Genomic DNA, 11,170 nt, shown 5'->3' with positions numbered 1-11,170 from the left:
GACGCGCGCGGTTTACCAATAGGCGGGATCGTCAAAGGGCGCGACGCATTGGCCGGGGCCTGCAAGCGGGCCAAGCGCCTCGCCCGTCAGGGATTGTCCCAACCAGCCGTCGGGATAGCTCAGCGGCTGCGGCGCTCGGGCGATCTCTTCGGTGATCTGGGCAAAGCCCACACGCGCATAAAACCGGATATCGCCATAGGTCAGCACGACATCCACGCCGTTTTGGCGCAGATGTGTGAGCCCTGCGGTGATGAGCTGTTGCCCAAGCCCGCGCCCCTGATGCGCTGTTGCGATGGCCATGGGCGAGAGCAGGAAGACGCAAGCCTCTGCCTCAGGGTAGCGCATCCGGGTGAAGACCACCGCGCCTGTCAGGACGTCGCCCTCCTGTGCTGTCACCACAACGCGATCCGGCGCGGGCACCTCCGTCAGAAGGCGCCCGGCCAGCGCACCCACGAGCGCGCCTTCCGAGGCATTCTCCGAGGCGGTGAACGTCTCCTGAAAGAGCGCGGCAATCGTGGTTGCGGGGGCTTTGGGATTTGTGTCGATATGCATGTCTGTGTCTCCTGAAGAGGGGGGCTATCTTTGATTAAGCTGCGCGCGCACGGCCTGCACCCCTTTGCGCGAGACGCGGTAGGGTTTGCCGTGGACAGAGCGGATGAAACGCCGCTTTCTGAGGCGGTCGAACACGGCAAGGGAGCAATCCGACAGGACATGTCCATGGCGCGTGTAACAGGTGATGGTGCGAATTTTGCCGTTCTCACCCCGATCATAGTGGATGGCTCCACCCAGGGCGAGTTCGTGCAAAACACGCTGTTCGTGCTTTGAGATATTCACGGGAAGGTCTCGTTTGTGAAAGAAACACCGATCACGCCGCGCAGCAGATCGCGTGCGCGGGTGGGGTTGGAGACGCGATCAAAGCACAGGCGCGCCCACAGGCGGGACCGTGTCTTGGATGCGTTGGCTTATGCCCGGGTCTCTTTCATAAACGCTCCGTCGCGGGCGGGATCGCCCTTGGGTCGTGCCGATCTAGGCGCAAGGGGCCTTTGGGGCAAGCCCGCCTGAGACAAAACCGGCAAGTGTGTTGCGGCGCGTCCATAGCGCCACAACCGCCGGATTTGCGCGAGATGTCGCGGTTCCCCGTATTCAGCGCAGATAGGGCATCGGATCGACGCTCTCAAACCCTTCACGCACTTCGAAATGCACGTAAGCGGGATCGCCCGCATTGACCCGTGCTATGGTCTGGCCCCGGCCTACGCTATCGCCTTTTTTCACGGAGATATCGGAGACATTGGCATACACCGTCAGCAGGTTGTCAGGGTGTTTGACGACGATGATGGGGACCTGATCGGCATCCGAGGTGATGGCGGCGACAGTGCCTGCATCGGCGGCTTTGACAGCTGTGCCTGCCGGGACGGAGATGTCGATCCCTTCATTGCGGCCCTTGGCATATTCGCGAATGATCGTGCCCTGGACCGGGAAGACCATGCGGCCTGTGGCGGCTGGTGCGGCCGCCTGCACGACAGGCGCTTCCTGAACGGGTGCTGCAACGGGCTCGGAGGCCGCAGGCGGCACTTCGTCGGGCAGGGGCGTTGCGGCAGAGGGCGGTGTGGGCGTGGGCGAGCCGGAGCCGGGCTCTGGCGTGTCATTGGCCACGGTGCGCACGGGGGCCGCTTCCTGCGCGGTCGGGATCAGGAGGAACTGACCTTCGCGGATCGTAAAGTCCCGATCGAGGCTGTTCCAATCGGCCAGTGCGCGCACGGTCACGTTGTAAAGCCGTGCAATCGTGAAGGCTGTCTCGCCGCGTGCCACCTTGTGGCGCACAGGCTCAAAGCCCGTTTGCACGTCATCGGGCAGCTCCTGCGAAGTCACGGGCGTGGGCGCGGCATTGTCGATCGCATTGCCCGCAATGGCACTCACGTCAATCTCGGAGGCCGGGCGGATGGGCCCGGTGATGGCTGCGCCCGTGGCGGGTGAGGGCTCTGCCACGCGACCCGGCAGGGCGATGATCTCGCCCGCGCGCAGCGGATCATCCACCTTGATGCCGTTGAAGCGGCCCAGGGCGGCGGCATCGGCGCCAATCCGCGCAGCGAGCGTGCTCAGCGTGTCATTGCGGCGGGCCACGGCCACCTGATAGCCGGGATAGGAGATGATCCCGCGATCATCGGGCTCGGGCCGTTTGGCGGTCGCGTTCTGGGCGGCCTGGGCCGTATCGAAGCGATTGTCGCCCAACAGGCCGCGCATATCGAAATCGAGCGGTTGGCCTTCGCAGGCAGCCAGCGCCAGAAGGCTCGTGCCAAGCAGGGCGGTGCGCCAGCGGGCGATGCGGGGACGGGTCATGCGGGCGCGGGGCATGCGGTTACGGGCCAATCGGGGAAAGGCCATGCGCGATTGCAGGGGCGGATAAAACATCTCGACATCCTCAAAAGGGCCGTCCCGGTGTCTCCCGGGTTGGGCACGAAACTCTGCTCAGGTCTCTCGACCCAGCCCCTCCACGAGGGGCACGAAACGCACGGGGCGCAGCTCGTCATATTCCAGACCCGCCTCGGTACGCTCCACGCGGATGAGGCTTTGCACGGCGTCAGACTGGCCCACGGGCACCACCATGATACCGCCCATTTTGAGCTGGGCCAAGAGGGGGCCGGGCGGGTCCTCTGCGGCCGCTGTCACAAGAATGCGATCAAAGGGGGCCTGATCGGGCAAACCGTGGGAGCCATCGCCTGTGATCGCGGTGATATTGGTGATGTCCATGTCGTCAAAAATCGCGCGCGCCTCGCGCACGAGGCGTTGGTGGCGGTCAATCGTGTAGACGCGGCGCGCGATCTGGCTCAGGACAGCGGCCTGATAGCCAGAGCCTGTGCCCACTTCGAGCACCTTGTCACGCGGCGAGATGTTGAGCGCTTGCGTCATCAGCCCCACGACGGAGGGTTGCGAGATGGTCTGGCCGCAGGGGATCGGCAGAGGCATGTCCTCATAGGCGCGATCCTCGAAGAGCCCCGTCACGAACCGGCCCCGGTCGACCTTCTCCATCGCCTCCAGCACGCGCGTATCCGTCACGCCTTTGGAGCGCAGCGCGAAGAGAAATTGCATCTTGTGTTCGGCGTCGAAGGTCAACGGGCGGGCCTTAAGCGAGGTGATCATGGAGGGCAGACAGCGCTGCGGCATCGGTCAGATCGGCGCGCATGGGAGTGATCGAGATATAGCCATCGAGATTGACGGCAGCATCGGAGCCCGGCTGCGCAGGCGCGCGCTGATCGCCGCCCTTGATCCAGAGAAAGCGGCGGCCCGAGGGGGAATTGTGCGGCTCGACGGCGAAATGCGTGCCTTTGCGGATGCCCTGCGGGGCAGCGGCCATGCCTTTTACCTCTGCTCCGGGCACAGGCGGGAAGTTGATATTGTGAAAGAGCTGGTAATCGCCCTTGGGCGCAGGCGCGTCCAGAACCGCGCGCACGGTCGCCGCGCCATGCTGGCGCGCGGCCTCGAATGTGTCATCGAGGTTGATATTGCCCGGCCCGTAATATTGCGAAAGCGCCATGGCGGGTATGCCCTGAAGGGCGGCTTCCATCGCGCCGCCTATCGTGCCGGAATAGAGCGTGTTCTCCGCCGAATTGTTCCCCCGGTTCACGCCTGAGAGCACCAGATCAGGCCGCGCAGGCAGCACATCGTGCAGGCCCACCAGCACGCAATCCGCCGGGCTGCCTTCGGCCGCATAGCGCCGCTCGCTCATCTTCGTGACCATGAAGGGGTGGGTGTAGGAGATACAATGGCCGACGCCGGATTGCTCAAACGCGGGGGCCACGGTCCAGACTTCGCCGCCGGGGCCTGCGATCTCGGTCGCAATTTCTTCGAGCACGGCGAGGCCCGGGGCATTGATGCCGTCGTCATTGGTGAGAAGGATACGCATGGGCTACCTCGGCTGCTTTGCGCCTGACTTACGGTCTCGCGCCACGCCCGGCAAGCATTGCCGCGCGGCAAGGGGGGCAAAGGGCGCGAAAGGGGCGCAAGTGATGTATCTGTGCCCGATGTTGGGCGGGTTATGCCGGGGGCAGTTGGCGCAAAAAGCTGGTCAGGTAGGTGAGATGGGCCTGTGGGACCCAGAGCGTCAGCCCGTCAGCCCGCCCCTCAGCTGGCCCTGTCACCAGTGCCGAGATGCCCGCGACGTGCAGCGCGGCGGAGCGGGAGCCGTGGGGCGGCGGTGATATCAGGCCATGGGCCAGCATGTCCCAAGCGCATGTGCCCGAAAATCTCAGCGGCGCGTAGAGCGCGCCTGCCCGGCTCACGGCAAATCCCGCCGCATGCCAGCCCGCAGGCTGGGGCAGGGGCGCGCGTGTCACCAGCAACATCCGGTCGCGCGCGATGCGGATCGCGGTTTCGGCAGGATCCGCCCGCCCGCCGAAGCCCGCCTCGGGGATGTCGGGCGCAAGGAGGCGCAGGGCGGCGTCCAGTTGCCCCGAGATCAGGGATTGATGGCCCGTTGCAACGCGCGTGATCTCGCAGTCAGGTTTTGCGAGGCGCTCGCCCTCCTGCAGAGGCGTGTCTGTCCAGATCCGTTCATCCATTCGTTCATCCATGCAGGTGCGCTCCTGTCGGGTCGAAGGCGCAGGGCGGGCAGAGCGTGGCCTCCCGCACAATGCCATTGTTGAAGAGCCGTACAGTCTCGCCGATCCGCGCGCGCCCGTTTTCAACCAGCGCCAGCGCGATGGGGCGGCCCATATTGGGGCTCATGTAGCTTGACGTGACAAACCCCATGGAGCGCCGTGGCCCCTCCCGGGTGATGACATGGGATCCTGTCTCGATGACATCGCCGCCGGGCGGCACCGCGAGCCCGACAAGCTGCCGTCGTGTTTCGCTTTTGGCCTCAGGGGTAAAGAGCGCGCGCTTGCCAAGATATTCCTCGGTGCGCGTCTCGCGCGGGCGCATCCAGCCCAGATCATGCGGCATGGTCAGCCCGTCAGTATCCTTGCCGATCAGGATGAAGCCCTTTTCCGCGCGCAGGATCATGAGAGCCTCAAGCCCGATCCACCCGCCCTCAAAAGAGTGCAGCGCCGCGTCGAGCCGGGCGTGCAGCGTCTCGGCATGGGCGGCATGGATGCTGAGCTCATAGCTCACATCACCGGTGAAGCTGATCCGGGCGACGCGCAGGTCCTGGCCTTCAAAGGCGATCTCGGCCACGCCCATGGGCGGCACATCCGGCAAGGGGATGCCTGCGGCCTGACAGAGCGCCCGGGCGCGCGGACCGGTGACGCAAAGCGTTGCCAGCCCCTGGGTGACGTCATGGATGAAGGCACGCGCCCGCCCGATGCGGTCCTGCCGCGCATCCTCAAGCGCAAAGCGCACGCCATCCACGTGAGACGAGGAGGCCGAGACCAGAAACCGATCCTCGCCCAGGCGCAGCGTGACCCCATCGTCAAAGACAATGCCTGTCTCGCTGAGCATGAAGCCGTAGCGTGCCCGCCCCGGCTTGAGCGAGGACATGCGCATGTAGCTGGCGAAATCGAGCAGCTCCGCCGCGCCCGGGCCGATGATCTCCAGCTTGCCCAGGGGTGAGGCGTCATAGAGGCCCACGGTTGTGCGGGCCAGTTCTGCCTCCTGCTGTGCAATCTGCGTCTCGTCTCCGGGCCCATAGACCGACGGGCGCAGCCAGCCGCCATATTCGCGAAACCTTGCGCCCCGCGCGTGATGCGCGGCCTCCAGCGCGAGCCGCTTGGGCGCATGGTAGAGCGCGCCGCGCGCGGGCCCGGCGATGGCGCGCAGGGGAACCGGCTGAAACGGCGGGCGATAGGTCGTCGTGCCGGTTTCCGGGATCGTGCGTCCGGTGCTCTCTGACATTGCGGCAAGGCCTGCGAAATTGGCGCTGCGGCCTTGGTCAGTGGCCATGCCGAGGGTGGTGTAGCGTTTGAGATGCTCGACGGAGACAAACCCCTCGCGCGCCGCAAGCCCCACGTCCTTGAGCGTCACATCGTTTTGCAGATCAATCCAGTGTCGCCCGGGCAGCGTGGGATCGGGGCGCATCGGAGCTGCACTTGTGCTTTCGCCCGCCGCCTGCGGCGCATGGCCCTGACCGCCGCCAGCGGCGTGGCCCTCGCGCAGCGCGCCCGCCAGATCCAGCGTTCCGTTGGCCGCGCCCACCACCTGCAGGGGCGCTGTGTCGGGGCGTGGCACGAGCATATCGCGCGCGGCGGTCCAATCGAGCTTGCCCCCGGCCTGACACCACAGATGGACCGTGGGCGTTGTCCCGCCTGAACACAGGATCGTATCGCAGGAGACGCGCGCGCCACCCACCGTCGCAGCTTCGACGCCCCGCCGCCCGTGGGCAGCCTCCACGCGTCCCGTGATATGTGGCACGTCTGGATCCTGTGGTGCGTCCGTGCGGGGATCCACCCGTGTGACGTCTGCGCCTGCCTCCAGCAGCGCACGGGCCACAGCGCGGCTGCGATCACTGGCGCTGGCCAGCAGGATACGCCGCCCCGGGACCGCGCCGTAGAGCGCCAGGTGATGCAGCGCTGCCTCGGCAGACATCACGCCGGGCCGGTCGTTGTTGGCGAACCAAAGCGGGCGTTCCAGAGCGCCTGCGGCAAGAACTGTCTGAGCGGCACGAATGCGCCAATGGGTCTCCGGACCGCACAAGCTCTGCCCGCGCTGCCATGCGGAGAACATGCCATGATCGAAAGCGCCCCACAGGGTGGTGTTTGTCAGGACGCGCCCGCCAGCCTCGTGGATGGCATCGCGGCAGGATGCGACAAAATCCTCCCAAGGGGCGCCGTCAATCTCTCCGCCGCGCCAGTGCAGCGCGCCGCCAAGGTTCCGCGCGTCTTCCACAAGCCAGACCTTGCGGCCTTGTGTGGCGGCGGCCTTGGCTGCGGCCAGCCCCGCAGGGCCCGCGCCGATCACCAGCACATCGCAGGCCGCCGAGACCTGCGCCACATCTCCCGGCGGGGCCTTTCGCGGATCTATGGCTCCTAGACCCGCCATGCGCCGGATCATGGGTTCATAGACCTTCCAGGGCAGGGCCATGAACGTCTTGTAGTAAAATCCGGCGGGCAGGAAGCGCTGGGCCAAATCGAGCCAGGCCAGCCTGTCTCCGCGCGCATGGGGGCGGGCGTTCACCGCACGGACCTCCATGCCTTGCGCGGCCGGGACCAGCGTCGCGCGGGCATTGGGCCAGTGTTGACCCGCGTGGGTCACGTCAAAGACGGCGTTGGGTTCGTCTGCGCCCATGCCCCAGAGGCCGCGTGGGCGGTGGTATTTGAAGCTGCGCCCGAGGATGCGCTGGCCTGATGCCATGAGCGCGGAGGCGAGGGTGTCGCCCTCGAAGGCGGCAATGTCTTGTCCGTCGAAGCGGAACTGTACCGGGGCGGCACGGTTGATCTGTGTGCCGCGTGTCGGATGTCTCCAGCCGCTCATGCCGGCACTCCGGGCAGCGGTTTTGCGCCGTGGATGGCGCGGGTTACGCTGTTGCGGGTCAGGACGAAATATTCGCCGCAGGGCAGGTGCAGCCAGATCTCGCGCACTGTTCCCTTGGGGGCGTGGGCCGCGAAGAGGTAAGCTGCCCAATCTTCGTCAGAGACCTCTGCTGCGGGTTCGGGGCGCGCGCGACCGGCCTCGGTGGCGAAGTGAAACTCCGTCTCATCGCGGGGGCCGCAAAAGGGGCAGGGGAAGGTTTGCATGGCTGTGCCCTCTCTCTAATGCGCGATGCCGGAGCCTGCGGCTTCATCGATCAGGCGGCCGGTGGTGAAGCGGTCCAGATCGAAGGGGCGGCTGATCTCGTGATGCTGGCCCGTGGCGAGCAGATGCGCGAGCAGCCAGCCTCCGGCGGGAATGGCCTTGAACCCGCCTGTGCCCCAGCCGCAGTTGATATAAAGCCCCTCTGGCCCGGCCGGGCCGATGAGGGGCGAGCTGTCGGGGACCACGTCAACCACACCGGCCCATTGGCGCAACAGCTTGAGCTGTCCGAAGGCTGGAAACATCTCCAGCAGCCCTGCGGTTATGGCCTCCTGCACAGGCAGATTGCCGCGCTGGCCATGGGTGGGCACCCGGTCGAGCCCGCCGCCAAACACCAGTTCCCCCTTGTCTGACTGGCTGACATAGGTGCCCGTGCCGAGATAGAGCAGGACCGTGTCGAGGCAGGGTTTCACAGGCTCCGAGACGAAGGCTTGCAAGGCGTAATCATGGATCGGCAGCTGCACGCCCACATGGGCCATCAGGCCCGGCGTGGCGCCTGCGGCGGCAATGCCAATTCGGTCGGTCTGGATCGGGCCAAGGCTGGTCTCGATGCGTCTCACAGCGCCGCCTTTTGTCTCGATATCGGTGACCTCGCAATTCTCGATGATATCGACACCAAGAGCGCTTGCGGCGCGCGCATAGCCCCAGGCCACCGCATCATGGCGCGCGGTGCCTGCGCGGCCCTGCCAGATGCCGCCCATGAGCCTGTAGCGCGCATCGGGCCCGGTATCGGCCAGCGGCACTTTTGCGGCCGCCTCGCGCGCGGTCATGAGCTTGCCGTCGACGCCGTTGAGTTGCATGGCATTGGCGATGCGGTTACAGATCTCCATCTGCGCGGGCGTATGGGCGGCGATCAGCATGCCGCGCTGGGAGAGCATCACGTTGTAATTGAGCTCCCGGCTCAGCCCCTCATAGAGCCGCAGCGCCAGATCATAGAGCGCGACGCTTTCGGGGTAGAAATAATTGGAGCGGCACACGGTCGTGTTGCGCCCGGTATTGCCGCCGCCGATCCAGCCCTTCTCGAGCACGGCGATCCGCGTCATCCCGTGGTGTTTCGCCAGGTAGTAGGCTGTGGCCAGCCCATGCCCGCCACCACCGATGATCACCGCGTCATAGGCGGGTTTGGGGCTGGCCTTGCGCCAAGCTTGGGGCCAGCTTCTGTGGCCGGTCATGCCTTGTTTGAGAAGCGAGAGGGCAGAATACCGCATCAGGTCAGCGCGCCTCCATTTGTGAGACATCGGCAATGAAGGCCGCCAGCGCATCCGCGCAGGGCTCCTGGCCTGTGAAGCCCTTGAGGTAGGGGCCCACGCGCGAGAGGCGCAGATCCATAGGTTCGCGCACATCGAGCGCATGATAGCCAAGTTGCATGAAATAGAGGATCCGCGCGCGCGCGTCGGCCTCCTCGGGATCATAGCCATGGCGGATGAACATCTCCGTGACGGCCTTGATCCTTGCGGCATCGGCGGCATCGACACGGGCGCGCAGCGCCTCATCGCGTCGGGTCCATTCCCGCACGGCAAAATCGAGCCCCTGATCGAAGCTTGCGGGATCAACGAAACAGCGGAAAAAATTGCAGACGGCCTCGGTGATCGTCGCAGCCGGGCGGGCGCAATGGGCGGTGATGCGCGCGGTGTTGCGGGCCTCCCATTCGTCGAGAAGAGCGTGCAGCAGGTCCGTCCGGTTGCGGAAATACCAGTAGAAGCTTGAGCGGGAGACGCCCATGCGCTGGGCCAGCGTCAGGATTTTGACCTGATCTGCGCCGTCATGCACCAGCGTATCGCGCGCCATGGCAAGCCAATCCTCGCGCGTGACCTTGGTGTGGCCCGCGAGAGGGGCGCGGGAGGGATCGTCGCGGTGCAGGAGGGGGGCATCAGACATGGGAAAATCGTCTCACGGGGTTTCGCAGGGTGTCAACTTTCGGGCGGAGCGCCGCCGTCCGCACGGCGCCGCTCGATAAAGGCGCGCAGGGCCTCGCGGCGCTCAGGATCAATGGCGCTGATCGGGGGCTGGGCCAGAATGGCCTCCCAGACATCGGTGGCCCGCTCCGTGGCAGAGCGCCCGCCGCGCTCGGACCAGGTGCCGAAATTGGCGTAATCGTGCACGATGGGCTCATAAAACTCCGTGCTGTAGCGCTCCATGGTCTGGGGCGCGGCAAAGAAATGGCCCGAGGGCGCCACATGGGAGAGCGCATTGGCAAACCCGATCTCATCGGCCCCCGCCTTGCGGCCCGCGCAGAGCTCGGCCACCATGTTGAGCACTTCGACGTCCGTCACGATCTTCTCATAGCTGACCGTTAGCCCGCCTTCGAGCCATCCGGCGGAGTGAATGATCACGGTCGCGCCCGAAAGCAGGCAGCCCCAGAGCCCCAGCTGGTTTTCATTGGCGGCCTGCACATCGTTGGTGTTGGAGGCCGAGCCCGCCGCCGAGCGCCAGGGCAGGCCCAGCAGGCGCGCCATCTGGCCTGCGGCGAGCGAGGCCTGAAAGTGGGTGGGCGTGCCGAAAGCCGGAGCGCCGGATTTCATATCCACATTGGAAGTGAACGTGCCGTAGCAGACCGGTGCGCCGGGGCGGGCAAGCTGGGTCAGGGTGATGGCAGCGAGGCATTCAGCGTGGCTCAGGGTGATGGCGCCTGCGACGGTGATGGGCGCCATGGCCCCCATGAGCGTGAAGGGGGTCACGATGGAAAGCTGGCCCGCGCGCGCGAAGTCGATCAGGCCCTGGGCCATGGGCACATCAAGCGTGCGGGGACTGTTGGTGTTGATGATCGTGTAGGCATGCACGCCGGATTGAAAATCCTCTTCCGAGAGGCCGCGCGCGAGGCGGATCATTTCGAAATTGTCCTGCGTCTGCGGCGTGCCCCGGGCGAAGAGGAAGGGGAATTTATCCGTCATTTCCATCTGGGTCTGCGTGGTGAAATAATGGCGCAGATGGGTGGGGACATCTTGCGGCTCGACCGAGGGCGACATCATCTGGAAGACGTCATAATGATGCGCGATGCGGGTGTATTCCTCAAAATCGCGGGCCGTGCCGGGGCGGCGGCCGCGTTTGAGATCGGTGGCATGGGGCGCACCTGCGCCGGGCTGGAAGGCAAGCGCGCCGAGTTCCAGCGTCACGTCGTGCGTGGGCGTGCCCGCCTGACAATGGATGGAGCGCGGCGCGGTTTTCAGGGCCGCAGAAATGATCTCGCGGCCCAGATAGACCATCTCACCCTCCACCCGTGCGCCGGCTTCAGTGTAGATCTTGCGCGCCTCGGGCAGCAACACGGAGAGGCCCAGCTCTTCGAGCATCCGCAGCGCGGTCTCGTGCATGTTCTGCGCCTCGTCCTCGGAGAAGACGGACATCAGCGGGAAGGGATTGCGCAATTGGCGGTAGTTGGTCTCGCGCTTGGGCGCGTTGGAGGTTTTGCGTGCGCGCCGGGCCATGGGCTGTCCTTTGTAAAGATGGGTTTCGA

Annotated in this window: 11 protein-coding genes; all 11 read right to left on the bottom strand. The window is 65.8% G+C overall.

The genetic code is table 11. The annotated features are described in order from the left end of the window. Positions 1–12: 12 nt before the first annotated feature. Positions 13–552: a GNAT family N-acetyltransferase gene (locus ACP15S_RS10470; protein WP_425039517.1), complete on the bottom strand. Its 540-nt coding sequence runs from the start codon at positions 550–552 to the stop codon at positions 13–15. A gap of 24 nt (positions 553–576) precedes the next feature. Beyond that, positions 577–834: a YjhX family toxin gene (locus ACP15S_RS10465; RefSeq protein ID WP_425039516.1), complete on the bottom strand. Its 258-nt coding sequence runs from the start codon at positions 832–834 to the stop codon at positions 577–579. 309 nt (positions 835–1,143) lie between these two features. Beyond that, entirely contained in the window at positions 1,144–2,337 is a 1,194-nt protein-coding gene (locus ACP15S_RS10460; protein ID WP_425039686.1) for a peptidoglycan DD-metalloendopeptidase family protein, read from the bottom strand. A 129-nt stretch (positions 2,338–2,466) separates the two neighbouring features. After that, positions 2,467–3,138, bottom strand: coding sequence for a protein-L-isoaspartate(D-aspartate) O-methyltransferase (locus ACP15S_RS10455; RefSeq protein WP_425039515.1), 672 nt, complete (start codon positions 3,136–3,138; stop codon positions 2,467–2,469). Then, positions 3,122–3,901, bottom strand: a complete 780-nt coding sequence (gene surE, locus ACP15S_RS10450) for a 5'/3'-nucleotidase SurE (protein ID WP_425039514.1) — start codon at positions 3,899–3,901, stop codon at positions 3,122–3,124. Before surE ends, ACP15S_RS10455 begins: the two co-directional genes overlap by 17 nt. A 130-nt stretch (positions 3,902–4,031) precedes the next feature. Next, positions 4,032–4,568, bottom strand: coding sequence for a hypothetical protein (locus ACP15S_RS10445; RefSeq protein ID WP_425039513.1), 537 nt, complete (start codon positions 4,566–4,568; stop codon positions 4,032–4,034). Beyond that, the gene (locus ACP15S_RS10440; protein ID WP_425039512.1) at positions 4,561–7,401 is read right to left on the bottom strand and encodes a 2Fe-2S iron-sulfur cluster-binding protein; all 2,841 of its coding nucleotides are present in this window, start codon (positions 7,399–7,401) and stop codon (positions 4,561–4,563) included. Before ACP15S_RS10440 ends, ACP15S_RS10445 begins: the two co-directional genes overlap by 8 nt. After that, positions 7,398–7,664, bottom strand: a complete 267-nt coding sequence (locus tag ACP15S_RS10435) for a sarcosine oxidase subunit delta (RefSeq protein WP_425039511.1) — start codon at positions 7,662–7,664, stop codon at positions 7,398–7,400. The genes ACP15S_RS10440 and ACP15S_RS10435 overlap by 4 nt, the downstream gene beginning before the upstream one ends. A 15-nt stretch (positions 7,665–7,679) precedes the next feature. Continuing rightward, positions 7,680–8,930, bottom strand: coding sequence for a sarcosine oxidase subunit beta family protein (locus ACP15S_RS10430; protein ID WP_425039685.1), 1,251 nt, complete (start codon positions 8,928–8,930; stop codon positions 7,680–7,682). Between the two features lies 1 nt (position 8,931). Then, positions 8,932–9,597, bottom strand: coding sequence for a TetR/AcrR family transcriptional regulator (locus ACP15S_RS10425; RefSeq protein ID WP_425039510.1), 666 nt, complete (start codon positions 9,595–9,597; stop codon positions 8,932–8,934). Between the two features lie 32 nt (positions 9,598–9,629). Beyond that, positions 9,630–11,141, bottom strand: coding sequence for a trimethylamine methyltransferase family protein (locus ACP15S_RS10420; RefSeq protein WP_425039509.1), 1,512 nt, complete (start codon positions 11,139–11,141; stop codon positions 9,630–9,632). Positions 11,142–11,170 lie beyond the last annotated feature (29 nt).

It is taken from the genome of Primorskyibacter sp. S187A (assembly GCF_049800955.1).
Lineage (GTDB): Bacteria > Pseudomonadota > Alphaproteobacteria > Rhodobacterales > Rhodobacteraceae > JAKVBH01.
The sequence above is the reverse complement of the archived record's forward strand: the minus strand, read 5'-3'. Positions and strand labels throughout refer to the sequence as shown.

Coding starts and splice junctions, on each gene's coding strand:
- ACP15S_RS10470 (WP_425039517.1), bottom strand. CDS start 552: ATGCATATCGACACAAATCCCAAAGCCCCCGCAACCACGATTGCCGCG.
- ACP15S_RS10440 (WP_425039512.1), bottom strand. CDS start 7,401: ATGAGCGGCTGGAGACATCCGACACGCGGCACACAGATCAACCGTGCC.
- ACP15S_RS10445 (WP_425039513.1), bottom strand. CDS start 4,568: ATGGATGAACGAATGGATGAACGGATCTGGACAGACACGCCTCTGCAG.
- ACP15S_RS10425 (WP_425039510.1), bottom strand. CDS start 9,597: ATGTCTGATGCCCCCCTCCTGCACCGCGACGATCCCTCCCGCGCCCCT.
- ACP15S_RS10455 (WP_425039515.1), bottom strand. CDS start 3,138: ATGATCACCTCGCTTAAGGCCCGCCCGTTGACCTTCGACGCCGAACAC.
- surE (WP_425039514.1), bottom strand. CDS start 3,901: ATGCGTATCCTTCTCACCAATGACGACGGCATCAATGCCCCGGGCCTC.
- ACP15S_RS10460 (WP_425039686.1), bottom strand. CDS start 2,337: ATGACCCGTCCCCGCATCGCCCGCTGGCGCACCGCCCTGCTTGGCACG.
- ACP15S_RS10420 (WP_425039509.1), bottom strand. CDS start 11,141: ATGGCCCGGCGCGCACGCAAAACCTCCAACGCGCCCAAGCGCGAGACC.
- ACP15S_RS10435 (WP_425039511.1), bottom strand. CDS start 7,664: ATGCAAACCTTCCCCTGCCCCTTTTGCGGCCCCCGCGATGAGACGGAG.